Source organism: Polynucleobacter sp. UB-Raua-W9 (genome assembly GCF_018687435.1).
Classification (GTDB): domain Bacteria; phylum Pseudomonadota; class Gammaproteobacteria; order Burkholderiales; family Burkholderiaceae; genus Polynucleobacter.
Window position 1 is genome coordinate 102,611 of the sequence record NZ_CP061290.1, and the last position, 25,747, is coordinate 128,357.

The 25,747-nt window shown below is 43.7% G+C and carries 28 protein-coding genes and 1 tRNA gene; 23 read left to right on the top strand and 6 right to left on the bottom strand.

All coding sequences use genetic code 11. From position 1 onward, the window contains the following. Positions 1–15 precede the first annotated feature (15 nt). The 8 genes from hisA to tatC are packed head-to-tail and all read left to right on the top strand — an operon-like array spanning position 16 to position 4,358. Complete coding sequence (gene hisA, locus AOC07_RS00595; protein ID WP_215357709.1) at positions 16–777, top strand: 1-(5-phosphoribosyl)-5-[(5-phosphoribosylamino)methylideneamino]imidazole-4-carboxamide isomerase; 762 nt, start codon at positions 16–18, stop codon at positions 775–777. Then, positions 777–1,535 (top strand): imidazole glycerol phosphate synthase subunit HisF, encoded by a 759-nt coding sequence (gene hisF, locus AOC07_RS00600; protein WP_215357712.1) that lies wholly within the window; start codon positions 777–779, stop codon positions 1,533–1,535. Before hisA ends, hisF begins: the two co-directional genes overlap by 1 nt. A 33-nt stretch (positions 1,536–1,568) precedes the next feature. After that, on the top strand, positions 1,569–1,976 hold the full coding sequence (gene hisI, locus AOC07_RS00605) for a phosphoribosyl-AMP cyclohydrolase (RefSeq protein ID WP_215357715.1): 408 nt from the start codon (positions 1,569–1,571) through the stop codon (positions 1,974–1,976). 31 nt (positions 1,977–2,007) lie between these two features. Beyond that, positions 2,008–2,409, top strand: a complete 402-nt coding sequence (locus AOC07_RS00610) for a phosphoribosyl-ATP diphosphatase (protein ID WP_215293492.1) — start codon at positions 2,008–2,010, stop codon at positions 2,407–2,409. A gap of 6 nt (positions 2,410–2,415) precedes the next feature. Next, the gene (locus tag AOC07_RS00615; protein ID WP_215357716.1) at positions 2,416–2,772 is read left to right on the top strand and encodes a histidine triad nucleotide-binding protein; all 357 of its coding nucleotides are present in this window, start codon (positions 2,416–2,418) and stop codon (positions 2,770–2,772) included. 16 nt (positions 2,773–2,788) lie between these two features. Continuing rightward, the gene (gene tatA, locus AOC07_RS00620; RefSeq protein ID WP_215357717.1) at positions 2,789–3,010 is read left to right on the top strand and encodes a Sec-independent protein translocase subunit TatA; all 222 of its coding nucleotides are present in this window, start codon (positions 2,789–2,791) and stop codon (positions 3,008–3,010) included. A gap of 49 nt (positions 3,011–3,059) precedes the next feature. Then, positions 3,060–3,536, top strand: coding sequence for a Sec-independent protein translocase protein TatB (gene tatB, locus AOC07_RS00625; protein ID WP_215293495.1), 477 nt, complete (start codon positions 3,060–3,062; stop codon positions 3,534–3,536). A 27-nt stretch (positions 3,537–3,563) separates the two neighbouring features. Next, entirely contained in the window at positions 3,564–4,358 is a 795-nt protein-coding gene (tatC, locus tag AOC07_RS00630; RefSeq protein ID WP_215293496.1) for a twin-arginine translocase subunit TatC, read from the top strand. Here tatC and AOC07_RS00635 read toward each other — a convergent pair. Beyond that, positions 4,334–5,794: a tetratricopeptide repeat protein gene (locus AOC07_RS00635; RefSeq protein ID WP_215357718.1), complete on the bottom strand. Its 1,461-nt coding sequence runs from the start codon at positions 5,792–5,794 to the stop codon at positions 4,334–4,336. The genes tatC and AOC07_RS00635 overlap by 25 nt on opposite strands. Positions 5,795–6,001: 207 nt before the next feature. On the opposite strand from AOC07_RS00635, the gene AOC07_RS00640 reads away from it, so the two are divergent. The 6 genes from AOC07_RS00640 to AOC07_RS00665 all read left to right on the top strand — a co-directional run bounded on the left by AOC07_RS00640 (position 6,002) and on the right by AOC07_RS00665 (position 13,082). Next, entirely contained in the window at positions 6,002–7,279 is a 1,278-nt protein-coding gene (locus tag AOC07_RS00640) for a porin (RefSeq protein ID WP_215357719.1), read from the top strand. Between the two features lie 125 nt (positions 7,280–7,404). Then, positions 7,405–9,693: a tetratricopeptide repeat protein gene (locus AOC07_RS00645; RefSeq protein ID WP_215357720.1), complete on the top strand. Its 2,289-nt coding sequence runs from the start codon at positions 7,405–7,407 to the stop codon at positions 9,691–9,693. Between the two features lie 165 nt (positions 9,694–9,858). Then, positions 9,859–10,779 carry an amino acid ABC transporter substrate-binding protein gene (locus AOC07_RS00650; RefSeq protein WP_215358377.1) on the top strand — a complete coding sequence of 307 codons (921 nt, stop codon included), beginning with the start codon at positions 9,859–9,861 and terminating at the stop codon, positions 10,777–10,779. Positions 10,780–10,839: 60 nt separating this feature from the next. After that, positions 10,840–11,631 (top strand): amino acid ABC transporter permease, encoded by a 792-nt coding sequence (locus AOC07_RS00655; RefSeq protein ID WP_215357721.1) that lies wholly within the window; start codon positions 10,840–10,842, stop codon positions 11,629–11,631. Positions 11,632–11,642: 11 nt separating this feature from the next. Beyond that, entirely contained in the window at positions 11,643–12,311 is a 669-nt protein-coding gene (locus AOC07_RS00660; protein WP_215357722.1) for an amino acid ABC transporter permease, read from the top strand. A gap of 36 nt (positions 12,312–12,347) precedes the next feature. Beyond that, positions 12,348–13,082, top strand: a complete 735-nt coding sequence (locus AOC07_RS00665) for an amino acid ABC transporter ATP-binding protein (RefSeq protein WP_215357723.1) — start codon at positions 12,348–12,350, stop codon at positions 13,080–13,082. Between the two features lie 13 nt (positions 13,083–13,095). On the opposite strand, the gene AOC07_RS00670 is transcribed toward AOC07_RS00665, so the two are convergent. Then, positions 13,096–14,274 (bottom strand): trypsin-like peptidase domain-containing protein, encoded by a 1,179-nt coding sequence (locus tag AOC07_RS00670; RefSeq protein WP_215357726.1) that lies wholly within the window; start codon positions 14,272–14,274, stop codon positions 13,096–13,098. Between the two features lie 21 nt (positions 14,275–14,295). Continuing rightward, the gene (gene mscL, locus AOC07_RS00675; RefSeq protein WP_215293501.1) at positions 14,296–14,715 is read right to left on the bottom strand and encodes a large conductance mechanosensitive channel protein MscL; all 420 of its coding nucleotides are present in this window, start codon (positions 14,713–14,715) and stop codon (positions 14,296–14,298) included. Positions 14,716–14,841: 126 nt separating this feature from the next. Between mscL and petA the strand changes: the two genes are divergently transcribed. The 8 genes from petA (at position 14,842) to AOC07_RS00715 (ending at position 21,773) form a co-directional block, all read left to right on the top strand. Further along, complete coding sequence (petA, locus tag AOC07_RS00680) at positions 14,842–15,444, top strand: ubiquinol-cytochrome c reductase iron-sulfur subunit (RefSeq protein WP_215293502.1); 603 nt, start codon at positions 14,842–14,844, stop codon at positions 15,442–15,444. Between the two features lie 10 nt (positions 15,445–15,454). Next, positions 15,455–16,855 carry a cytochrome bc complex cytochrome b subunit gene (locus tag AOC07_RS00685; protein ID WP_215357728.1) on the top strand — a complete coding sequence of 467 codons (1,401 nt, stop codon included), beginning with the start codon at positions 15,455–15,457 and terminating at the stop codon, positions 16,853–16,855. Between the two features lie 41 nt (positions 16,856–16,896). Further along, positions 16,897–17,670 (top strand): cytochrome c1, encoded by a 774-nt coding sequence (locus AOC07_RS00690; RefSeq protein ID WP_371816718.1) that lies wholly within the window; start codon positions 16,897–16,899, stop codon positions 17,668–17,670. A gap of 97 nt (positions 17,671–17,767) precedes the next feature. Next, the gene (locus tag AOC07_RS00695) at positions 17,768–18,379 is read left to right on the top strand and encodes a glutathione S-transferase N-terminal domain-containing protein (protein ID WP_028819209.1); all 612 of its coding nucleotides are present in this window, start codon (positions 17,768–17,770) and stop codon (positions 18,377–18,379) included. Positions 18,380–18,407: 28 nt separating this feature from the next. Next, a complete protein-coding gene (locus tag AOC07_RS00700) occupies positions 18,408–18,815 on the top strand; it encodes a ClpXP protease specificity-enhancing factor (protein WP_215357729.1) in 408 nt (135 codons plus the stop codon). A 17-nt stretch (positions 18,816–18,832) separates the two neighbouring features. Beyond that, positions 18,833–18,908: transfer RNA gene (locus AOC07_RS00705), tRNA-Thr, on the top strand. Between the two features lie 206 nt (positions 18,909–19,114). After that, a complete protein-coding gene (locus AOC07_RS00710) occupies positions 19,115–21,103 on the top strand; it encodes a tetratricopeptide repeat protein (protein ID WP_215357730.1) in 1,989 nt (662 codons plus the stop codon). Continuing rightward, entirely contained in the window at positions 21,096–21,773 is a 678-nt protein-coding gene (locus tag AOC07_RS00715; RefSeq protein WP_251371680.1) for a glycosyltransferase, read from the top strand. Before AOC07_RS00710 ends, AOC07_RS00715 begins: the two co-directional genes overlap by 8 nt. 98 nt (positions 21,774–21,871) lie before the next feature. Here the strand turns inward: AOC07_RS00715 and AOC07_RS00720 are convergent, their stop codons facing one another. Continuing rightward, on the bottom strand, positions 21,872–23,221 hold the full coding sequence (locus tag AOC07_RS00720; RefSeq protein WP_215357731.1) for an MFS transporter: 1,350 nt from the start codon (positions 23,219–23,221) through the stop codon (positions 21,872–21,874). Between the two features lie 174 nt (positions 23,222–23,395). Here AOC07_RS00720 and AOC07_RS00725 point away from each other — a divergent pair, with 174 nt between their 5' ends. After that, positions 23,396–23,980: a phasin family protein gene (locus AOC07_RS00725; RefSeq protein ID WP_215357732.1), complete on the top strand. Its 585-nt coding sequence runs from the start codon at positions 23,396–23,398 to the stop codon at positions 23,978–23,980. 78 nt (positions 23,981–24,058) lie between these two features. On the opposite strand, the gene rmuC is transcribed toward AOC07_RS00725, so the two are convergent. Continuing rightward, positions 24,059–25,333, bottom strand: coding sequence for a DNA recombination protein RmuC (rmuC, locus tag AOC07_RS00730; RefSeq protein ID WP_215357733.1), 1,275 nt, complete (start codon positions 25,331–25,333; stop codon positions 24,059–24,061). Between the two features lie 17 nt (positions 25,334–25,350). Next, a complete protein-coding gene (gene grxD / locus AOC07_RS00735; RefSeq protein ID WP_215293508.1) occupies positions 25,351–25,659 on the bottom strand; it encodes a Grx4 family monothiol glutaredoxin in 309 nt (102 codons plus the stop codon). Between the last annotated feature and the right edge of the window lie 88 nt (positions 25,660–25,747).

Genomic DNA, 25,747 nt, shown 5'->3' on the forward strand with positions numbered 1-25,747 from the left:
TTTTAACCTTTAGTTATGCTGCTGATTCCTGCAATTGATCTCAAAGACGGCCACTGCGTTCGACTTGAACAAGGCGATATGGATAAAGCCACGGTTTTCTCTGAGGATCCTGGTGCCATGGCTGCACACTGGATTAGTAAAGGCGCGCGTCGTTTACATCTAGTCGATCTTAACGGCGCATTTGCAGGCAAGCTTAAAAACGAATCTGCCATCAAATCGATTCTTAAAGCAGTTGGCGATGAGATTCCTGTGCAATTGGGTGGCGGCATTCGTGATCTCGAAACAATTGAGCGTTTATTGGATGATGGCATTAGTACTGTGATCATTGGCACTGCCGCAGTGAAGAATCCTGGTTTTGTACAAGACGCATGCACTGCATTTCCTGGCCATGTCATGGTGGGCTTAGATGCACGTGACGGCAAGGTGGCTACAGATGGTTGGAGCAAGATCACCGGACATGAAGTGATTGATCTTGCTAAGAAGTTTGAAGACTGGGGTGTTGAGGCGATCATCTATACCGACATTGGTCGTGATGGCATGCTCAAGGGTGTCAATATTGAGGCCACCATTAAGCTCGCTCAGGCTATTCGTATTCCAGTCATTGCGAGTGGCGGCCTCTCGAATAATAAAGATATCGAAGCACTCTGCAAGGCGGAAGAAGAGGGTGTCATGGGTGTTATTGCAGGTCGCTCTCTCTATGCTGGAGATCTTGATCTTGCGGCCGCTCAAAAATATGCGGACGAGTTAACCCTCCAGTACGCAAAGAAAATTATCTAGTGTTAACGAAGCGAATCATTCCTTGCCTCGATGTCACTGCAGGGCGGGTTGTTAAGGGTGTCAACTTCCTTGGTTTGCGCGATGCAGGCGATCCTGTGGAAATCGCTAAACGTTATGACACCCAGGGTGCTGACGAACTTACTTTCTTAGATATCACTGCTACATCCGATGGCCGTGATCTTATTTTGCACATCATTGAAGATGTTGCTTCTCAGGTATTTATTCCTTTAACTGTTGGTGGAGGTGTACGCGCAGTCGCTGATGTGCGTCGACTGCTCAATGCTGGCGCAGATAAAGTCAGCATGAATTCATCTGCAGTTGCTAACCCAGATTTAGTTTCTGATGCTGCCGCTTATTACGGCTCCCAATGCATTGTGGTCGCAATTGACGCCAAACAAACTGCTGCTGGCAATTGGGAGGTCTTTACCCATGGTGGCAGAACAGCGGCTGGAATTGATGTGGTCGAGTGGGCCAGCGAGGTTGCCAAACGTGGCGCCGGTGAAATTTTGCTGACCAGTATGAATCGTGACGGTAGTAAAGACGGTTTTGATTTAGCCTTAACTGCGGCCGTGAGCGATGCAGTATCTGTGCCGGTGATCGCATCGGGTGGCGTTGGCAATTTACAGCATTTAGTCGATGGGATTACTAAAGGCCATGCCGATGCCGTATTGGCAGCCAGCATTTTTCATTATGGTGAGTACACCGTAGGGCAGGCAAAAGAATATATGGCTGCCCAAGGAATTCCCGTTCGTATTTAGGCTGTATTTCTAGATTCGCTGTAAAGTTAGGGCATGAGCAATCTCAAGAGCACCTTCACCCATGCCCAGTCGTTACAAGCCGGCGCTTGGCTTGATGCTGTGGCATGGAATGAGCAAGGTTTAGTTCCAGTAATCGCACAAGAAGTCGGCAGTAAAGATATCTTGATGATGGCCTGGATGAATCGCGATGCCTTATTAGCTACCCTGCGTTTAGGCGAGGCCATTTACTGGACGCGGTCTCGAAAAAAGCTTTGGCATAAAGGCGAAGAATCTGGTCACACTCAAAAGGTAAAAGAAATTCGCCTAGATTGCGATGGCGATACGATCTTATTGATGGTTGAGCAAAAGGACGGAATCGCTTGTCATACCGGTGAACACAGCTGTTTCTTTTTGCAATGGGACTCTGCTAAATCTGCTTGGGTTGATGAATCCAAAAAGTAGACCTGCTTGATAAAACACATAAAATGAAGCAATGACTTGTTCAACCAATAAACCCTCTAATTTAGATTCTGCATTCGCGCATTTAGCCGATGTTGTAGATCAACGTCGTGATGCGTTTAAGGCGGGACAAGCTGACCCCAAGACTTCCTATACAGCTTTGCTTTTCTCAAAGGGCGATGACGGAATTCTGAAGAAAATTGGCGAAGAAGCAACTGAGGCAGTCATGGCTGCTAAAGATGCTCGTAACTCCAACTTGGCCGCCGAGCAGCAAAAGCTGTTAGTGGCTGAAATGGCAGACCTGTGGTTTCACTGTCTCATTGCCTTGTCGCAATTTAACTTGCGGCCAGAAGACGTTATTGCAGAGTTAGATCGTCGCTTAGGAACATCGGGGATAGAAGAGAAGGCAGCCAGAAAAGCATCAGGTAAGGAATAGGTAGCCATGCAACACGATCCGAATTGTCTATTTTGTAAGATTTCACAAGGCTTAATTCCATCCCAGAAGGTGTATGAGGATGAGGAAATCTATGCTTTCAAGGATATCAATCCAGCAGCGCCGGTACATTTTCTAATGATTCCCAAGAAACATATCCCTATGTTGGAGTCGGCAGAAAGCATTGATGCCCCTTTGCTGGGTAGAATGATGGAATTAGCGCCGCGTCTTGCCAAAGAGCAAGGTTGCCGTCCTGGTAAGGATGGCGGCTTTAGGTTAATGGTGAATAATGGTGTCGATGGAGGGCAGGAGGTTTATCACTTGCATTTGCATGTGATGGGCGGTCCGCGCCCCTGGAAAAAATAATCCAAGGAGATTTAAGATGGGCTCATTTAGCATTTGGCATTGGTTAATTGTTTTGGTCATCGTGATGTTGGTATTTGGTACCAAGAAATTGCGTAATATCGGCCAAGATCTAGGCGGCGCTGTAAAAGGCTTTAAAGACGGTATGAAGACATCCGAAGAGCCTAAGGAACAAATTCAGCAAAGTAGTGCAACAGCAGAAAAGACTGTTGACGTGCAAGCCAAAGACCTCAACAAGTGATTCTTGATGGCGCAATAGAAACCCATGTGGTTTATAGAAGACTGCTGAAATGATTGATCTTGGGGTTTCAAAACTTGCGCTTATCGCAGTAGTTGCTTTAGTCGTAGTGGGCCCAGAGCGCCTACCAAAAATTGCCCGTATGGCGGGGAATTTGTTTGGTCGTGCACAGCGTTATATGGCCGACATTAAATCCGAGGTGAATCGCCAGATGGAAGTTGAGGAATTTAAAAAGTTCCGCGAAGAGAGTGCATCCGCTCTCAAAGAGGTTGAGAACAGTATTCATTCAACCGTTCAAGAGGCTAATACCCACCTCAGTGATCAGGCTGATATTTTTGAAACCAGTTTTGAGAAATTGCCACTTGATGAGAGAGCTGTGTGGGATAAGACTAAACGCCAAGGTCGCAACAGCTGGGGCGTCAGACGTGCGGCTAGACCAATCTGGTTCAAGCGCTCGGCAGGTGTGCGGACACGCGTTCAATCGGGCGCTGCCAGAATGAAGCGCTTTCATCACAGCAGTATCAAATAAATAAAGCCAGAATAAAAATACTTTCGTATGTCAGAAAATAATTCCACTGAAGATTCAGGCTTGCAAGAATCTTTTCTTTCGCATTTATTTGAGTTGCGTGATCGTGTCATCAAATCTGCTATAGCAATTATTGTTGTGTTTGTTTGCCTGGTGTATTGGGCGCCAGATATTTTCCATTTGTTTTCACAGCCACTGCTAGATTCATTACCGGTGGGCGGCAAGATGATCGTGACGGATGTCACGGGATCTTTCTTTGTGCCCATGAAGGTCACTATGCTCGTTGCCTTCATCATTGCATTGCCAGTAGTCATGTATCAGTTGTGGGCCTTTATTGCGCCAGGCTTGTACATGCATGAGCGCAAATTGGTAATTCCATTGGTTGTAAGTAGCTATAGCTTATTTATCTTCGGCATGGCATTTGCCTATTTTTTGGTATTTCCGACCGTGTTTAATTTCATGGCCAGCTATAACGCACCGCTGGGTGCAGAGATGTCCACTGATATCGATAAATATCTCAGCTTTGCTATGAATACCTTTTTGGCCTTTGGTATTACTTTTGAAGTTCCTGTAGTGGTAGTTGTCTTAGTGCGTATGGGCATGGTGCCTTTGGCCAAGTTGAAAGAGATCCGTCCCTATGTGATTGTGGGCGCCTTTGTGATCTCTGCAGTCGTTACGCCACCCGACGTACTCTCACAACTGCTGCTGGCTGTTCCGATGACCTTACTTTATGAGTTAGGCCTATTGGTTGCGCGCTTTTATGTGCCCAAGCCTGCCGATGATGGGGCTAGCAAAGAAGATCAAGCCAGCTCAGCATCGGCTTGATTTTTAGAGCCCTTAGAAAAAGTAGCTATTAGCCAATTGGTAACGCGATCAAAACGGTAACGTCTTTGGCGTAAGTTACCTTCTATCTCTAAATCAGAACCAGCAAATGCTTTACCTGCTGCCAATAAGGCGCGACGCTGCTGAATTGTTTCAATCTGAATGAGTCGCGGCAAGATCTTTGGGAGTTCCCAGCGAATATCAACCACTACACAGTGCTCATGTTGCAGCTGACCTACGTCGCAGAGTAGCAATTCTGCTTTGCTGAAATTAAATTGATTGGCGATGACGATGCGGTGGCATAAGAGCAGCCAATCTTCATCCAATTTATGTTCAGCATGATGGTTGATAGCGTGTTCAGCATATTGCGCCAGTTCAAACCACTCATTGGATTTGATATTGGGGCAGCTCTCTAAAATTTTGCTGAGTAATTCTTTTGCTTCTACTACGCCTTGTTGGTGTGCCTGCCATACCCAATACGACGCTTGCAAGCCGCGCACTTTTTCTTCGGACTTTTCACGTTTGCGCCAAAGATTGGCGCCTTTCCGCAACTGGGCTTCTGCGTGACCAAGATCGGCAGCACGATCAAAGCAGCGATCACTTTCTGCGGCGTTGTAGCCAGAAAATTGTGGACGGCGATAAATTTCACCAAGTACATACCAAGCATCGCGATCACCATCTTTAGCTGCGAGCTCCAACCAGTGCGCGGCTTTCTTAAGAGAGGCATTTGACTTAGTATCGCTGCCATCTAGTTGTGCAAGGCGCAAACCTAATGTCAGTTTTGCAATGGTCAGCCCCCGCTCGGCTGCTTGCACCAGAGCTTCTTCGTCTTGCTTGTCGAGCCACGCGTTCCATAAAGAAGAGAGCGCTTCATTTTTTGGTTGTAATTTAATCAACAGTTCTTTTGCAGAGACTGTGAGTGGAGAATCTATTTCAGAAAGTTCTTGTAGGTAGTCCCGAGCCAATTTTTGCAGGTCTGCGAAATCTAGATTAACGATCTGTTCAAGTGCGGGGACTGTCGTTGATTTGTTTATCCAGTCAACCAGCTGTGATTGGGTTTCTTGGTAAATTGGGTTGATTAAAAGATTGGCTAGTTGCCACTTCGCCGCAAGGCTGGACTGATCTTGAACTGTTTTTTCTGCCAATTGCCAAAATAAAGTCCAGCCGAATCCAAAGGCGGGGCTATTAAATGTCTCTACCAATGGAATATTGGCCACTTGTGTGAAAAGTTCAGAAATTTCGTAAGTTATTGAGTGTTGGTCATCAAGTGTTTGATTTTTAATAGAAAAATAAGATTTTTCTAGCCAAATCAGTGCATTACCGGGTTGAATGGGGGTTTTAAATGCCCCAGTCATGTAGGCTTCCGCTAATTTTTGTTGCGCCAATACATCACCTAAGCGGGCAGAACTGAGGATTTTTAGGAATTCGCGACTTGCCATATGACAATTTTGTCATCTAGAGGCCCTAAAAGATAGAAATCAGAACCCTTGTTGCCGAGATACAACGAAGAAAGCCAAAAAACTACCTTTTGACAAGCAAAAAGATCTCCTAAATACCCTTACCCCCAGTCCACAAGGGCAAAACCAGCAAAATCTGATGGTCCCGGTTTTATCGGGCATTACTTTTAATTTTTGGAGATTTAAAGAATGAAAAAATCACTATTCGCACTAGCTGCTGTAGGTGCACTGTCTGGCGTTGTACACGCTCAGTCAAGCGTAACCGTATACGGTATTATTGATGAAGGCCTTTCTGGTGGTAATACACAAGTTTCCAACGGCGGCGCCGTTAACACTTCAAGCGGTGTAATTAAGTCAACCGGTCTTGGATTTACATCTGGTAACCAATCTACTAGTCGTTTAGGTTTCAAGGGTAACGAAGATTTGGGCGGCGGTCTGTCTGCTTTTTTCACCTATGAAATCAAGATGGACAACGATTCCACAGCTGGTTGGTCAACAGCTCGCCAAGCATTTGTTGGTGTAAAGAAAAATGGCTGGGGCTCTATTGCTGCTGGTACACAAAACACTCCAATCTATGACGCTGTATTGTCATCAGATCCAGGTGCTGTTAACAACATCGCTGGTAACTTGGTAACTACATCTAGCAAGGGCCCTCAGGGTGCATTGCCTTCTGGATCTGGCGTAGCAACTAACCAGCCTTATGCAACTCGTTTAGCAAATACTGCTTCTATCAAGACTGATAACTTCTCAGGTTTCACTGCTCGTGCATTAATTCTGGCTTCTGCCGCTAACACGACAGAAACAACCACTAATACCGCTACTACAGCTGGTGTAGGTGGTTCTGGTGTTCTATCTACTGTCGGAACAGCCTCTACAACCAATAACCAATCTGGTTTTGGTATTGGCGCTGACTATACATGGCAAAAATTGTTGGTTACTGCAAACTATCAGTCATTTAAAGCAACAAGCACACTAAATACAGTTAGCACTACTCCAACATTGTTCTCACCAGGTGGCGTAACAACTGCAGCGACAAACTCTAGAGATGCAGGTCAGTACTATGCTGCTACCTATGATTTTGGTATCTTGAAAGCTTTCGGTCAGTACATTAATCGTAAAGTTTCTAATGACACCAATACTGCTTTCTTCCAAAAGTACACAGCTCAACAGATCGGTGTTCGTTCATTCGTAACTCCAACTGTTGAAGTTTGGGGTTCTGCAGCTATGGGCAAGTACTATGCTTACCCAACCTTGACAGGAACTGCTGGCGCTACTACTTACATGCCTGGCAGTGCTAACCTCAATGCATTCCAGCTTGGTGCAAACTACTGGTTGAGCAAGCGTTCAAACTTGTACGCAATCTACGGTCAGACAGCTACAAGCAATTACTCTAATACTTCAGCTACTTCTAACCCAGTATCAGGCAACCAAAACAACTACTCAGTTGGTGTACGTCACACTTTCTAAGAAGTTTTTAAGGTACGCTTTACTGGCGTAGTTTGAAAAGCAGTACATAAACACCCGCTAGAAATAGCGGGTGTTTTTTTCATTTCTTGTTCGGCGCTAGAGAGTGCGTACAATAAAAAAGATACATGAGTTCTCAGAATCAAATACTATTTCAACGTGCTATACAGTCTTTTCATGTGGGAGACTTTAGTGCTGCAGAGCAAGCTCTACTTAGTTACTTAGGCGCCACTCCAAATCATTTTGATGCCTTCCATCTTTTGGCAATTATTTACGCAAACCTAGATAGGTGGTCTGAAGCAAATGAATGCTATAAAAAGGCGCTTCAAATAAATCCTTCTAGTGTAGCTGCACTATCAAATTGGGGTTCATGTCTAACTCGTTTGGGGCAGAATGATCAAGCCCTTAACGCATTAGAGCGGGCGTTAACACTAGAACCAAAGCTTGCTGCTTTATGGTTCAATACCGCCAATATTTTGTGTGACTTGGGTCGGTTTGAAAGGGCATCCCAATATTATGAGAAAGCCTTGTATTTTAATCCAGATTATTTCCAGGCGCATAATAACTATGGTAAAGCCTTATTTGCTAATGGGCAGTTTAATGAAGCGTTAGCAAACTACAACAAAGCCCTAGAGCTCAATCCAGATTTTGCCGAAGCCTGGTCAAATAAAGGCATCACCTTACAAGAACTGAAACGATATGCAGAAGCCATCGCCTGTTATGACAAGTCACTATGCCTGAATCCCGGCTATGCAGAGGCCTGGTCAAATAAAGGCATCACCTTACAAGAACTGAAACGCTTCGATGAGGCGCTCAATACTTACAACAAAGCCCTAGAGCTCAATCCAGATTTTGCCGAAGCCTGGTCAAATAAAGGCAATACCCTTAATGAACTGAAACGATATGCAGAAGCCATCGCCTGTTATGACAAGTCACTATGCCTGAATCCCGGCTATGCAGAGGCCTGGTCAAATAAAGGGGCAATACTGAACATGTTGAAGCTTTATCCAGAGGCGATTATTCAATATGAAAAAATCTTAAGTATTGATCCGAATATCGAATGGGCATTAGGGGATCTGATAGACTCAAGAATGAAAGTGTGCTTTTGGGATGGCTATCAAAGCAGCATTAAGATGTTGGTTGAAAAAGTCAATAAACTTCAAAAAATTATCAATCCCTTTAAATTATTGGCATTACAGGATGACGCCCGAATTCAGAAAAAGTGCGCTGAAATTTATTCCCTCGATAGTTTTCCACAAGCTCATACTTTTGGAAAAATTTCAAAAAAATACAAACATCCAAAAATCAGAATTGCTTATTTTTCTGCAGATTATAGAGAGCATCCAACCGCACAATTGACTGCCGAGTTATTTGAACTCCATGACCGCTCTCGTTTTGAATTATTCGCTTTTTCCTTTTATGATTCGGCGCAAGATAGTAAATATCGCACTCGTATTAAAAATTCTTTCGAGAATTTTTATGAAGTTGAAAATAAAACAGATCAGGAAATTGCTCAATTAGCTAGAGACTTAGAGATTGATATTGCGATCGACTTGGGTGGATATACGCAATTTGCTCGCACAGGCATCTTCGCTTGCCGAGCAGCTCCGATTCAGGTCAATTACTTGGGCTACCCCGGGACGATGGGGGCCTCCTATATGGATTACATTGTGGCTGATCCGACCGTAATTCCAGAATCAAGTCAAAAGTTCTTTTCGGAAAAAGTGGTGTATTTACCTGATACCTACCAACCCAATGATCGTAAGCGCCAAGTGGCAACTAAAGTATTTTCTAAGTCAGAGCTTGGTCTGCCTGATCAAGGATTTATTTTTTGCTGCTTTAATAATAACTTTAAGATTAATCCAGAGGTATTGGATAGTTGGGCCAGAATACTATCCCAGGTTCCAGGAAGTGTTTTATGGCTGCTAGAAGACAATCCAAGTGCAAAAAATAATTTAATGGCAGAGTTGGAAAAAAGGGATATCGCTTCAGATCGCTTGATATTTGCTGGTCGACTGCAGACCTCCGAGCATCTAGCTCGGCATGCAGCAGCAGACCTTTTCTTGGACACTTGGCCCTACAACGCGCACACGACAGCTAGTGATGCCCTATGGGCTGGACTGCCAGTTTTAACTCGCATGGGGCAAACATTTGCTAGTAGGGTAGCCGCAAGTCTATTAAATGCGATTGATTTACCTGAGCTGATTACTAGTACTTCAGAAGAATATGAGGCATTAGCGGTGAAATTGGCAACCCATCCTGAAAAGCTGCAGGAATTCAAGGAGCGGCTTAAGCTTAATCGTTTGACAAAGCCCCTATTTAATACCGAGCTCTATACCAAGCATCTTGAGACAGCTTATTTGAAGATGTATGAACGCTATCAGGCAGATTTGGCTCCGGGGCATATTTTTGTGTAGTTTTATTTACATAACCATCTAGCGCAACACCCTATGAAATGTGGTGGTAGGCGCTCGTTTACCCCGAGTTACTAGATTAAAACCTAAAAATCTGCTAAAAAAGAGCGTCAGATTTAAAAGCTGTTTTATGTAAATAATTGGTTTGAAAAAAGGACCCACATGAAAATGAGCAAATCAGCATTACTTTCTTCGGTAGTAGTTGCCTTATCAGCAGTATTTATTTGCGCTACACCCGCATTTGCTTCTAGCGCTACTTTGGATAAGATTAAATCTACTGGGGCAGTGACAATGGGGGTTCGCGAATCATCTATTCCAATGTCATACACCACTGGTGATAGCCGTTTTGATGGCTATCACGTTGAAGTTTGTCGAATGATACTGAATGATATTAAAGCTAAGCTTGGCATGAGCACGCTGCGCATTAACTATCAGCCAGTAACCTCACAAAATCGAGTGCCATTGGTACAAAACGGTACAGTCGATATTGAGTGCGGCACTACTACCAATAATGCTAGTAGAGCAAAAGATGTCAGCTTTGCCAATACTCTGTATGTAGAAGAAGTTCGTATTGCGGTTAAAGCCAATTCTGGAATTACCTCTATTTCTCAATTGGCAGGCAAAAAGGTGGCTACCACTACTGGTACAACTTCTGTGCAGCTTTTGCGTAAACATGAAAAAGCCAATGGCGTGAATTTTGATGAAGTGTATGGCAAAGACCATGCAGATAGCTTCTTGCTCTTGGAGTCTGGACGCGCTGATGCCTTCGTAATGGACGGTTCAATCTTGGCCGGCAATATCGCCAACTCTAAAAATCCAAAAGATTACAAAATTGTTGGTGAAGTACTGAGTACCGAACCAATTGCAATTATGGTTCGTAAAGATGATCCTGAGTTCTTGGCGGATGTAAATGCAGCGATTGCAAAAATTGTCGCTAGTGGAAAAATGACTGGATTGTGGAGTAAGTGGTTCCTTGCACCAATCCCGCCAAAAAATATTATTGTAGGTTTGGAGTTGTCGCCAGCCACTAAAAATGCTTGGGCTAATCCAAATAATAAACCTGCTGAAGATTATCAGCAAAAGAAATAAGCAATTAAGTTATCACTCGCATAATTTTTACTTCATTCATTCTTTAAGGCGAGTAAGCGGATGGCTTTAGATATGGGTGTTTTTTGTAAAAGCACCCTCGACGGAGAGGTAGTTGAATACTGCTTTTCCGCCCTCTTTGGGCTCGGCCATAATGCCGACCCTAGTTATTTAGATTGGTTGATGAAGGCATGGGGTTGGACCTTGGCGGTGGCGGGCTTGGGCCTAATGATTGCTCTGGTTGTTGGTGCGGTTATAGGTACGCTGCGCACACTTCCAAACAGTTGTAGGCTGAATAGAGTCCTAGTTCATTTATCAACAGATTGGGTGGAGTTATTCAGAAATATCCCAGTGCTCGTGCAAGTCTTTCTTTGGTATCACGTCATCCCTGCATTTTTCTTGCCCTTAAAGGCGCTGCCATCGTATTGGTTGGTCAGCATTGCATTGGGATTTTTTACTTCAGCTCGTATTGCAGAGCAGGTAAGGGCGGGCATTCTGTCTTTGCCAAGTGGGCAACGTGCTGCAGCAACTGCGCTAGGGCTAACAACGCCGCAAACTTATCGCTACATCATTTTGCCGATGGCTTTGCGCATTGTGATGCCACCACTTACATCTGAGAGTATGAATGTAATTAAAAATTCTTCAGTAGCTTTTGCGGTATCGGTTCCAGAGCTCACTTTATTTGCTATGCAGGCTCAAGAGGAAACCTCTCATGGCGTTGAAATTTATTTGGCAGTTACTGGGCTTTATGCTCTTTCTGCTTTTACGGTAAACCGCGTCATGGCACTGATAGAAAAGCGTAGCCGTATTCCTGGATTCATTACTGCATCTAGTGGCGCTAGTTTGGCTCACTAAATGGAAATCATATGCTGAGCCTAGACTTAAGTTTCTATAACTGGGACTTATTTTCTCATTACATTTTCAAGGGGCTGGTATTTAGTGTGCAGCTTACTGTCATTGCAACGATAGGCGGAATCGTAGTTGGAACGTTTTTAGCTCTTATGAGACTGTCTGGAAAGCCTGCTTTAGTTTATCCGGCAACGTTTTATGTCAATACGATGCGCTCTATACCCCTGGTCATGGTCATTCTTTGGTTTTTCTTGTTGATTCCGATGTTAATTGGCAGATCGATAGGCGCTGATTTGTCAGCAACGATTACTTTTATTGCCTTTGAAGCAGCCTTCTTCTCGGAAATTGTTAGGGCTGGAATTCAGTCGGTTCCCAGAGGTCAGATGTTTGCTGGTGAAGCCTTAGGAATGACCTATGGACAGAACATGCGTTTAATTGTTTTGCCTCAAGCATTTAGGAACATGGTTCCTGTTTTTATGACCCAGACGATCATTTTGTTTCAAGATACTTCTTTGGTTTATGCCATTGGCGCATATGATTTGTTAAAAGGTTTTGAGATTGCTGGTAAGAATTACGGTCGCCCAATCGAAACTTATATATTGGCTGCGGCAACCTATTTTCTGATTTGCTTCTCGCTTTCCAAGGCGGTTCGTGCGATTCAGGCCAAAGTTGCCATCATTCGTTAAACATTTTATTCAACGCCGTAAATTACATAGACCATCATGATTGAACTTCAAAATGTTTCCAAATGGTATGACTCCTTTCAGGTCTTGACTGATTGCAGCACTTCAATCAATAAGGGCGAGGTGGTTGTTATTTGTGGCCCTTCGGGTTCAGGCAAGTCCACCTTGATTAAAACGATCAATGCCCTTGAACCGTTTCAGAAAGGTGAAATCACAGTTGATGGTGTTAACTTGCATGACCCCAAAACAAATCTTTCGAAGTTGCGGGCTCGGGTTGGCATGGTATTTCAAAACTTTGAGCTCTTTCCGCACTTAAGCATTACCGATAATCTGACTTTAGCTCAAATGAAAGTCTTGGGCCGCTCAAACGATGAAGCTAAAAAGCAAGGCTTTAGGTATCTCGAGCGTGTTGGGCTCATGGCACAAAAGGATAAATTTCCTGGCCAATTATCTGGAGGGCAGCAGCAGAGAGTTGCGATTGCTCGCGCCCTAAGTATGGATCCGATATTGATGCTATTTGACGAGCCTACTTCGGCTCTAGATCCAGAGATGGTTGGTGAGGTATTGGATGTGATGGTGAAGCTTGCTAACGAGGGTATGACAATGTGTTGCGTTACTCACGAGATGGGCTTCGCTCGTAAGGTTAGTAATCGTGTCATTTTTATGGATCAAGGTCGCATCATTGAGGATTGCAGTAAAGATGAATTTTTTGGCAATCCTGAAACTCGCTCACCAAGGGCTAAAGATTTCTTATCCAAGATATTGGCTAGCTAAGACTTGTGATTGACTAATTAGGTATTTTTGGCTTTGGGCGCTTCCCAGTTTGAATTTTTAGCACCAATTCTTTATCTTTGCGCAAGATTTTCAGATTAGCCTCATTGCCGGGGCCAATTTGCGCAATTTGATTCAAAAGTTGTGTAACGTCCTTAGTTTTATACCCATTTACAGCAGTTAGCACATCTCCAGGTTTTACACCACCCCGGGCTGCAGGACCACCTTCCAGTACTCCAGATAAAAGCACTCCCTGAGTGTTGCCAGGAAGTCCCAAAGACTCCGTAAGTTCTATAGAAAGATTTTGCGGTTCTACGCCAATCCAACCTCTTGTAACACTGCCATTGCCAATAATGGACTCCATGATCTGTTTGACAAGATTTACTGGAATTGCAAAGCCAATGCCCATGGATCCACCATTGTTAGAGAAAATTGCAGTATTAATTCCTATCAGATTGCCGCGTGTATCAATGAGTGCGCCACCAGAATTTCCTGGATTAATTGCAGCATCTGTTTGTATAAAATTTTCGAATGTATTAATACCGACATGGTCACGCCCCATCGCAGAAACGATACCAGAGGTAACTGTTTGACCAACGCCAAATGGATTCCCAATGGCTAGTACAACATCACCTACATGGACAGACTCAATTTTTCCGAGGGTAATTGGAGTCGGTAACTGTTTGGTATCAATTTTCAAAACGGCAATATCTGTTTCTGGATCGCTACCAATTATTTTTGCTTTAACTTTGCGGCCATCAGAAAGAGCTACATCAATATCATCCGCATCATGAATGACGTGATGGTTGGTGAGGATGATTCCTTCTGGGCTGACTAGAACCCCCGAGCCCAGGCTGGAGCTAGGCTCCTCATCTGGTGGCTGATCACCAAAAAAGAATTTAAATAAAGGATCGGCAGGATTTTGTTTATTGCCTTTTCGCGCTTTTGTCTTTACAGAAGTTTTGCTAGTAAAGATATTGACAACAGCTGGCATCGATTTTTTGACTGCATCGTGATACGAGCCAGGACTTAGAGTGCTGCTGTCATATGAGCCCTCTTTTAAGGTAACCCTGTCGACTATCGCCTCGAAGCCTTCATCAGATATCCAACTTGGTTTTAGGGTAATAACGATAAACCATGCAGCAAGAAGGATAGTTACCGTTTGTGCAAAAAGCAACCATAGGCGATTAAACATTTTTTGGTTTTCTTTGCGAGGTTATTTTTTGAGGCTGTCGCGAATCTCGCGTAGTAATACAACATCTTCTGGGGTTGGCGGCGGCGGTGTATCCATTATGCGAATCTTGTTGACGATCTTCACCATTTGAAAAATCACAAAGGCTAACAAAATAAAATTAATTGAAATGGTGATGAAATTGCCATAAGCAAAAATGGGCACCCCAGCCTTTTTGAGGGCATCGAAGGTTCTGGGCACCCCATCTGGAATATGGCCCAGGACAACAAATAGGTTTGTAAAGTCGATATGTCCCCCCAAAAGGGTCGAAATAACCGGCATAACAATGTCATTTACCAGCGAATCGACAATTTTCCCGAAGGCTCCGCCGATAATCACGCCCACTGCCAAATCAATGACATTGCCCTTTACGGCAAAGTCCCGAAATTCCTTTAAAACGCTCATTTAACCCCCACTTTTTGTTTAGAACCTGATTAACCCCATAACTTTCTTGCTTACCCCACTTTTTACTTTAAAATCCTACCTTTAAGCAATTTCCACCCATAAATACCCTTTCTAGGAATTTTGTAAATGAGTGACAAGCCCAGTATGGATAAGGATCGCCGTAATTGGCTGATCGCCACTTCGGCAGTTGGAGGCGTAGGTGCAGCCGCAGCCCTTTACCCTTTTGTTGACAGTTTTGAGCCTTCTGAGCGTGCTAAAGCCGCTGGTGCCGCTGTAGAGATTGATATTACTGGCATGAAGCCAGATGAAATGCGCATGGTTGAATGGCGCGGCAAGCCAGTGTGGGTTGTTCGTCGCACCCCAGAGCAGGTCGCCGAATTGTCAAAAATTGATAGCGAATTGGCTGACCCAGATTCATTGCGTGATCCATCTCAATTCACGCCTCCTTATGCCCAAAACCAATGGCGCTCAATCAAGCCTGAGTACTTGGTAGTGGTTGGTATCTGCACTCACTTGGGCTGCTCTCCAACGCCTAAATTTGAAGCGGGTGCACAACCCTCTTTGCCAAATACCTGGCCAGGAGGTTTCCTGTGCCCTTGCCACGGCTCTACCTTTGATATGGCAGGTCGTGTCTATAAAAATAAACCAGCCCCAGATAATCTTGAAGTTCCGCCACATATGTATTTGAGCGATACCAAGATTCTCGTTGGCGATGATAAGAAGGCCTAAGGAGAGATAAATGGCATTTCAAGAAAAACAAGTCCCAGCGGACGCCTCTGCGACTCAAAAGCTGATGGCATGGGTTGACTCACGTCTCCCGGTAACAGAAGCATTCAAACGGCATATGAGTGAGTACTATGCCCCAAAAAATCTAAATTTTTTCTACATTTTTGGTGCATTAGCTATCGTGGTGTTGGTAAACCAAATACTTACCGGTATTTTCTTAACCATGAACTACAAGCCTGATGCCGCCAAGGCGTTTGAGTCCGTTGAGTACATCATGCGCGAAGTTCCTTTTGGCTGGTTGATTCGTTACATGCATTCCACTGGCGCTTCGATGTTTTTCGTAGTTGTTTACATGCATATGTTCCGCGGCTTGATATACGGTTCTTATCGCAAGCCACGTGAGCTCATTTGGATCTTTGGTTGCGCAATCTTCTTGTGCTTAATGGGTGAAGCATTTTTCGGTTACTTGCTCCCATGGGGTCAAATGTCCTACTGGGGCGCTCAGGTAATTGTGAACTTATTCTCCGCAATCCCATTCATTGGCCCAGACCTATCCCTTTGGTTGCGCGGTGATTATGTCGTGGGTGATGCAACTCTGAACCGCTTCTTTGCATTCCACGTGATTGCAATTCCATTGGTATTGATTGGTTTGGTTGCGGCTCATATTCTTGCTTTGCATGAAGTTGGTTCAAATAATCCAGACGGTGTTGAAATTAAAAATACACTCGATGCTAACGGGCATCCTGTTGACGGCATTCCATTCCATCCCTATTACAGCGTTCATGATGTGATGTATCTGGGCGGCTTCTTGATGGTATTTGCTTGTGTTGTATTTTTTGCCCCGGAAATGGGTGGATATTTCCTAGAAGCCAATAACTTCATACCAGCAAACCCATTTGTAACACCATCGCACATAGCACCTGTTTGGTATTTCACGCCGTTCTACTCAATGTTGCGTGCGACCACTTCAAACTTCTTGTTACCACTTTGGATTTTCTTAGCAGTCATTCTTGGAATGTTTGCTAAGAGCAGCAAAGACATCAAGATCAAAGGTGTTTGTGCTGCCATTGCAGTGGTATTGGCTGGCGGCTTCTATTTGTTTGATGCGAAGTTCTGGGGCGTAGTGATCATGGGCGGTTCGGTCGTGATCATGTTCTTCTTGCCTTGGCTTGATCATTCTCCTGTTAAATCCATCCGCTATCGCCCACAGTTCCATAAATATATTTATGGCGTGTTTGTGGTCAGTTTTGTGATCTTGGGTTACTTGGGAATTCAGCCGCCATCACCGGTATTTGAAAAGATTTCTCAGATTTGTACTATCTACTACCTGGGTTTCTTCTTAGCAATGCCATTCTGGAGCAAACTTGGTACTTTCAAGCCAGTTCCAACCCGCGTTACTTTTGAGGCTCATTAATTCACGCCTCTGATATTGGTAAAAAGACATTAGGAACTAGTATGAAACGAATTCTTCAAACATTGATGGGCGTCTGCCAGGCAACAGTATTCGTTGCCGCCCTTGGCTTTGCGGTTGCTGCCGATGCAAATGAAGGCGGCTTTCCTTTGGATAAGGCTCCAGACCGCGTCAGCAGTAATGCTTCTTTGCAAAATGGCGCAAAGATTTTTGTGAACTACTGCTTAAACTGCCATGCAGCTTCTAGCATGCGTTACAACCGCTTGCGCGATATTGGCTTGACCGACCAGCAAATTAAAGACAACCTAATTCTTACTGATGCTAAGGTTGGCGATTTGATGACTATCGCAATGACGCCAAAAGAAGGCAAGGCTTTCTTTGGTAAGACGCCGCCAGACCTCTCTGTTGAGGCTCGTGCCCGTGGAACGGATTGGCTCTACACCTACTTCCGCACTTTCTATAAAGACGACTCTACTCAAACCGGTTGGAATAATATGGTCTATCCAAACGTAGGGATGCCACATGTACTATGGCAGTTACAGGGTGAGCGTGCGGCAAAGTTTGAAGAGCATAAAGACCCGCATGATGAAGGCAGAATGGAAAAGGTATTCGTGGGCTTTGAGCAGTTGACCCCAGGTACTATGAAGTCGCAAGAGTATGACGACAATATCGCTGATTTAGTTGCCTTCATGTCTTGGATGGCCGAGCCAGTTCAGCTTGAGCGTAAGCGTCTTGGTGTTGTAGTGCTTTTGTTTTTAGCGATCTTTACACTCTTAGCGTGGCGCTTAAATAAGGCTTACTGGAAAGATATTCACTAATTGAATTTGATGGGCCCTGTAGCTGGGGCTCGTAAGTGAAAGATTTAACGCTGTTGTGCGTTTGTTGTATGAAGTAGAAATTTAAGGAAATAAATTTATGATGGTGTTGTACTCGGGTACTAATTGCCCATTCTCGCAACGCTGCCGTTTGGTGCTTTTTGAAAAAGGCATGGATTTTGAAATCCGCGATGTTGACTTGTTCAACAAGCCAGAAGACATTTCGGTAATGAATCCCTATGGCCAAGTTCCGATCTTGGTTGAACGCGATCTAATTTTGTATGAATCTAACATCATCAATGAGTACATTGATGAGCGTTTTCCTCATCCACAATTAATGCCGCCTGATCCTGTAGCTCGCGCACGTGCACGCCTATTCTTGTTTAATTTCGAGAAAGAGTTGTTTGTTCATGTTGCCGCATTGGAAAATGAAAAAGGTAAAGCTGCTGAAAAGACTCATGAGAAGGCGCGTTTAGCGATTCGTGATCGTTTGACTCAATTAGCTCCAATTTTTGTTAAGAATAAGTACATGCTTGGCGATGAATTCTCCATGCTGGATGTCGCGATTGCTCCATTGTTATGGCGTCTTGAGCACTACGGCATTGATCTTTCTCGCAATGCTGCAGCTCTGTTGAAATACGCTGAGCGTATTTTCAGCAGACCGGCTTATATCGAAGCTTTGACCCCTTCAGAAAAGGTAATGCGCCGCTAAGCAATCCTAGCGGTTCATTTCAGTCGGCATGCCTGACGTTCCAAGTAATAAACCCTATCTAATCCGTGCTCTACATCAGTGGTGCACGGATTTTGGTTTTACGCCGTTTATAGCGGTGTTTGTGGATGCCAGGGTTGAAGTACCGATGGAGTTTGTCAAGAATGATGAAATCGTTTTAAACCTCGCCTTGGAGGCATGCCATCAATTGCAGATGGAGAACGATTGGATTAGCTTTCAGGCGCGTTTTGGGGGTATTCTAAGAAAGATTATGGTTCCGGTGAGCCATGTTTTGGCTATTTACGCTCGAGAAAATGGACAGGGAATGTCTTTTCCATTTGATCCGAAGCAGGCGCGTGACTTGCATATCGCTGATTTATCAGATGGACCCCCTGAAAAGCCTAAAACCACCCGGCCTTCCTTGAAGATTGTGAAATAGGCTAAAATATCTCCGTTGCCCCTTTAGCTCATCTGGTAGAGCAACTGATTTGTAATCAGTAGGTGGTCTGTTCGAGTCGGACAAGGGGCACCATAACTTTCAATCTCAGGCCAAGATGTGCCTTGTCAGAATCGTGTATTACGCTTGGATTAGTGGTCGAGTTGAAGCTCGAAAATACACTTTCTAATGTATTCACCTAAAATCACTCTGTTCCTCCTTAAGGTCTTTGCAATTTCATTGACCCGTTTACTGCCCATGGTTTTTTGGAAGCAATAACTGAGTGTGATATCAAAATACAAATGACACCTTTAATACAACAAAACATTCAGCAGGCAATTCAACATCTTCAGGGTGGATCCCATAGCCAGGCAGAAAATTTGCTGATGCGGGTATTAAAGATAGAGCCAAATAATTTGCCGGCGCTAGAAATTCTTGGCCTTATCAAGGCCAGTAATAATGATTACGCCGAGGCAATTAAGCATCTCAAAAAGGCCGTCAAGATAAATTCACAAAATCCAGCCACTCTCTACAACCTTGCAAAAGCACTGTCTGATAATAATAACCACGCCGAATCAATACCAATTTATGAAAAGGCAATGCAACTAAATAGGAATAACATTTCCTGTTTATTGGGTTATGCGACAAGCCTTGCGCGACTTGAAAAATTTGATAAAGCCTTTGCTGTTTACGATGAAGCTCTAGCTGCTAACGAGAATCTAATAGAAGTGTGGGCAAATAAAGCATTGATTTATACAGAGTTGAATCGTTATGAAGAGGCTTTATTTAGCTGTGAAAAAGCTTTAAATCTTGATCCCAGTGATTTTAAAATGCTGCTTCATAAAGGAAAAAATTTATTTGCGCTAAATAGATTTGACGAGGCGCTTTATTTTTTTGACCAAGCGCTAAACATCCAACCGGATTCCGCTGAGATTTTGATTCAAAAAGCATTTGCTTTTCAGGCATTAAATAAGACAGAGTTATCGCTACACGCGTATTCCAAGGCAATAGAAATGCAGCCTGATTACACTGATGCGTTCATTGGTAGGGGCAATATTTTTATGCAACTTCAGGAGCATGGAAAAGCTTTAGTCGAATACGAAAAGGTGATATCGATAAGCCCCGATGACTCTAAGATTCATAGCAATAAGGGCGTTGCACTAGAAAAATTAAATCGATTCAAAGAGGCATCAGAAAGTTTTGAAAAAGCAATCGATCTCGACCCCAAAAATATTGGGGCCTATCTTAATAATAGTCGTGTGATTAAAGCCATGGGCAATATTGATGCATCGTTTGCTCTCTTAGAGAGGGCGGTGAAAATTGACCCAATGTGTGCAGAAGCTCATTATGAAATGGGTGCAATAGCGCTCAAGCAAATGTCTTTTGATTTGGGCTGGGAAAAGTACGAGTGGCGGTGGAAGTTAAGTAGCCAACCACTATCCCGGCTCCCTGATAAACCGTTTTGGAACGGGGTTAGCTCTGACGGCAGACTTTTAATTGCTGCGGAGCAGGGAATAGGCGACCAGGTACTTTTTAGTTCTGTTTTTAATGAGTTGGATGGATTAAACCAAAAAATAACTATCTCCTTAGAAAAGAAGTTAATTCCTATTTACGAAAGATCCTTTCCCGAGTTTGAATTCATTGATGTCGAAAAATCAATTACCAGTGATGCTGTAGATAAGTATATCCCGATTGGGAGTTTAGCAAAAAATTTCAGGCGTAATGTTGATGACTTTAAAAAGACAAAGTTTCCCTATTTAATTTGTAATGCTCAATTGAGCAATGAATTAAGAAGTCAATTACAAAATCCAAAAAAAATAATATGCGGGGTGGCTTGTAACAGCACCAATCGAATGCTTGGTAATGACAAAAATTTCCCTCTTACGGCACTTTTACCATTGCTACAACTGAATCAATTTACATTTGTAAATTTGCAGCATGGCGATGCCGGAAGTCAGTTGCAAGAGTTGGCTCGCTCGAACAATACACAAATTCATCATTTTTCAAATATTGATTTGTTTGAGGATCTGGATTCGACCATATCGCTTGTAAATGCATGTGATCTGGTGGTAACGTCAAGTAACTCAATTGCTCACCTAGCAGGGGCAATTGGAAAGCGCACAATTCTGATTCTTCCGTTTGAAACGGGGAGGTTTTGGTATTGGCACGAAATCGATAATCATAGCCTCTGGTACCCATCTATACGCATCTTTAATCAAAAAACTCAAGGTCATTGGGGAGGCGTAATGAGTGAGGTGACTGAATTTATGGGGGAGATATGCGTTGAGTAAAAAAATTGTGTTGGCAGTGGGCTTTGATCAAAGAGAGTCGATTGCATACCATGTGTTCTGTCAGAGCATTATTGAGAAGGCGTCTATTCCAGTTCAGTTTTTGCCGTTAGCTGAAAACACGTTAAATGAATATAAAGAGGTTCATACCGACGGAAGCAATAAGTTCATTTATTCCCGTTTTTTAACACCATATCTAATGGATTTTTCAGGTTGGGCAATTTTTGCCGATGGAGATATGGTTTGCGAAGTCGATATTGCAGAGTTGTGGGCATTACGTGATGAAAAGATGGCGGTTCAAGTGGTAAAGCATCATTATCAAACCAAGGCCCACAAAAAGTACCTTGGGAATAAGAACGAAAATTACCCAAGAAAAAATTGGTCCAGTCTAATTCTATGGAATTGCTCCCATCCTGCCAATAAAGTCCTGACCCCAGAATTTATACAAAACCAGCCAGGATCTTATCTTCATCGATTTTCTTGGCTAGAAGATGCTGCTATTGGCGAACTCCCTCCAGAATGGAACTGGCTTGCAATTGAGTATCCAGAAAACCCAAACGCTCAATTGATTCACTACACATTGGGTACGCCATGTTTTAAAGATTATGCGAATCAGTCTATGGCTAAAGCTTGGCATGATAGTTACTCGAGGGTAAATGAAGGTTTTGATTAGCGCATTACAGAAACATACTTCTTGAATCAACTAAGCTTGTAGGACACTCTTAGGAGTAAGTAGTTAGATTGAAACCCTTTTACGATGTGCTGCTGTCTTCAATCCAGTAAAGATTGATTTTTGGTTTCCGGTAAATGAATTAGCGCAACGATTGCCCCAACTATCAAAAATATTGTTGGATACCAAAGGCCGGCCAAATCGCTCCCCCATTGTTGATTTAGCCATGTCACGATTAGAGGTAGCAATCCCCCTATCCAGCCGGCTGCAAGGTTGTGAGGAAGGGTTGCAGCGCTATTGCGAGTATTAGCTGGGAATAGCTCTGCTAATAAAGCCGTTTGGGGGCCAATGACCAATGCAAGAGCCAGTGATAGAAGAGTTAAAATCAGCCCAATCAAAATCAGGGGAGTATTAGCGCCTGGTGATTTGAGATATTGGCCACTTAAAGATTGCAGCATTTGGAACGCTGGCTGAATTAAGACTGCGCCTAATAAAAGCCCACCAATCACAACCGGCTTTCTCCCAGCTTTGTCTGAAAGCCAGCCGGCAAAAAGCGTCAAAGGAAAAAGTGCTAGTGTTGTAAAAATACTTATCTCATCGACAACTTCTGGCGGAAGCTTTGCTGAAGTCTTTAAAAAGATTGCTGTGTAAACCTGTACGCAGAAAAATAGTACGGCTCCACCAGCAGAGATGCAGAAGAAAAGTAAAAACATTCGCTTGCGCGTTTCCGGATCTCGAAAATTACTAAGTAATGGATTCTCCGTTTTTTGATTGCATTTACTGAGCTCCAAAAATACAGGTGTTTCCTCCAGCGCCATGCGCGCTTTACATGCAATGAGCAACAATAAAATAGAAATCCAAAAGGGCACTCGCCACCCCCATTCCTGGAATGCTTCTGGTGAGAGATAACTTCGCAGAAATGCGATTTGCAAAGTAGAAAACAGAATTCCAAGTGGGCCCATTAGTTGTAGAAAGCTAGTCTTGAATCCCCTGTGTTCGTTGCCGGCATGTTCGGTTAGGTATACGGCGCTGCCACCAATTTCACCACCGGCAGAGAATCCTTGTAGTAATCGCAAACAAACCAGCAATATTGGCGCCCAGATTCCAACTTGGGCATAGGTAGGCAGGAAACCGACGCAAAAAGTTGTAAATCCCATCAAGGCAATCGTGATCATAAATACTGGTTTGCGACCAATACGATCGCCCATAGAGCCAAAAATGGCGGCACCGATGGGGCGAACTATCATCCCAACGCCAAAAGTGGCGAGGCTTGCTAATAGGCCTGCGCTTGGGTCGCTGGAAGGGAAGAAGAGAGGGGCAAAAACAACCGCTAATGTAGCAAAAGTCAGAAAGTCATACCACTCTAAAAAAGTTCCAAAACAGGCGGCAATCGCTATTTTTCGGTAAGAATGAGAATCTTGTAATTTTTCTAAGTTATTGATTTTATTCAATTTAGTTCTTTTTATAAAATATTTGTTGCAAAGCAGCAAAAAGTTCTTGATTTGTCATTTTCGTTCAGTTACAGTTTGATGGTGCAGTGCAGTATTTAGGGTATCGAAACTTTTCTGATCCCTAAATCGCGCACCCAATGAACTAGTTGTACCACTTAATTTATGGAGAAATACATGAACCAAGACCAAATCGCCGCTAAATTGTCCCAAATTAATAGCAAAGGCCTCGAGGCTTCATTTTCTTTAAGCGAAGCTGCTTTGGAAAACGCTCAAAAATTGGCTGAATTGAACTATGCAGCCTCTAAAGATGTTTTGATAAATGCTCAAGACGGTATTCAACAAGTTTTGACAGCTAAAGATCCAAAAGAAGTGACCGAACTTCTCAATGCTGAAACATTGCAAGCTGCCGGCGATCAAGCGGTTGCCTATCAAAAGAAGGTAACTAAAGTATTGCGTGACGGCAATAAAGAATTTGCAAACGTAGTTGATGCAAGCATCGACCATTTGCAGGATGGTTTCCAGGATTGGATTAATACTGTTGCCGCTAATGCACCTGCTGGCTCAGACGTATTTCTATCTTCCTTCAAGACTGTCTACGGTAGCGCGTTGCAAGGCTTTGAACAGTTCCGCGCTGCTAGCAAAGAAGCTTTTGCTACTGCAGAAAAAACTGCTGATCAAGCAATCGACGCCGTGCAAGGTCAAATCTCTCAGGTTAAGAAATCTGCCACACCCGCATCACGTGCACGTAAATCTGCTTAATTAAGTCCAGATTTAGAGGTAGGTTTTCAATAAGGCCCCGCTTGGTCAGAACTAGGCGGGGCTTTGCTTTATAGCGATTTATTCAGAATCTGCAGAAGATTCAATCAATGGCATGGATAAATTTTTGCTAGGCTTGACGCCTAGCTCGCGAACCTTCTCAGCAGAGCGAATGAGATTGCCTTTACCAGACTTCAGTTTATTAAAGGCGTCGTGATAACTGGTTTGGGCTTGATCTAAACGTTGCCCAAGCTTCTCTAAATCCTCTACAAAACCCACAAACTTGTCGTACAGATTGCCACATTGTTTTGCAATTTCAAGTGCATTACGGTTTTGTTGATCCTGTCTCCATAAATGAGCCACAGTCCGTAAGGTTGCCATTAAAGTGCTTGGGCAAACCAAAACGATATTTTTGGCTAAAGCTTCTTGATAGAGATTGGGCGCAGTCTTTAGTGCCAATAAAAATGCCGGCTCAATTGGCACAAACATCAAGACAAAATCGACTGAGCCAGTGCCATATAGCGAGCTGTAGTTCTTTCCAGAAAGGCCTTGAATATGTTGGCGTAATGATTGGATGTGTGCTGCCAATTCTTGCTCTGCCACAGCTGGATCAGTAGTCTCAGCATGTCTTGCATAAGCAGTAATGGATACCTTGCTATCAACCACGAGACTTCTGCCTTCAGGAAGTTTAATGACAACGTCAGGCTGAAGACGAGATCCATCGGATTGAGTATGACTATCTTGCACCACATACTCTTCACCCTTGCGTAGGCCAGAAGATTCGAGGATTGACTCCAGAACAAGCTCGCCCCAATTGCCCTGCACTTTTGAATCGCCTTTAAGGGCTTGAGTTAAAGAACGTGTTTCATCAGACATGCGTAGATTGAGATTGGCTAAGCGCTCGATCTCGCTCTTAAGGGCAAAGCGTTCGCGAGCCTCGTTGCCATAAGAGGTGCTTACCTGCTCTTTAAACTCAGTAAGCTTAGTTTGTAGTGGCTTTAGTAGCGCATCTAGGCTTGCTGCATTTTGCTCGGTAAAGCGCTTCGATTTATCTTCTAAAATCTCATTAGCTAGATTCTTAAACTGGTTTGTGAGGGCCTCTTTGGCCTCATTGAGAGACTCGATTCTTCCGAGTCCCTGTTTGCGCTCAGAGTCTAACTCTGCTTCAAGTCCAATAGCATTCTGTAGGGCTTGGTCACGTTCTGTCCGCAGACCAATCGCAAGAGCTGCTTCTGTTTGGGCTTGCTGCTCTGTTCGTGCTAGAGCAGAGCGTAAGTTCAGCGCATAAACCAAAAGGCCTGCACATAAAGCAAATGGCAGGCCAAACAGCAGAAGTGAGCTTAGATCAAAAGTCACGGGCAAATGGAAGAGACTTAAGCCTTGACTAATTTTTGCAGCTCACCAGACTGGAACATTTCAGTCAGGATATCTGAGCCGCCAATGAACTCACCATTGATATAGAGCTGAGGAATCGTTGGCCAATTAGCATATTCCTTAATACCTTGGCGGATTTCGGCATCTTCTAATACGTTCACGGTATGGAGTTTTTCAACACCGCTAGCGCGTAAGATATTGATAGCATTACCAGAGAAGCCGCACTGAGGAAACTGCGCCGTTCCCTTCATAAAGAGTACAACTGGGTGGCTGGTAACGATTTCTTTGATTTGGGCTTGTGTATCCATAAATTCTTTCTTAACGAGCAGTAATTCTGTAAAAAGGGTTTGCAATTCTCTTGGGTAGATTTTAAGACTATATGCGGAAAAAGGTTAT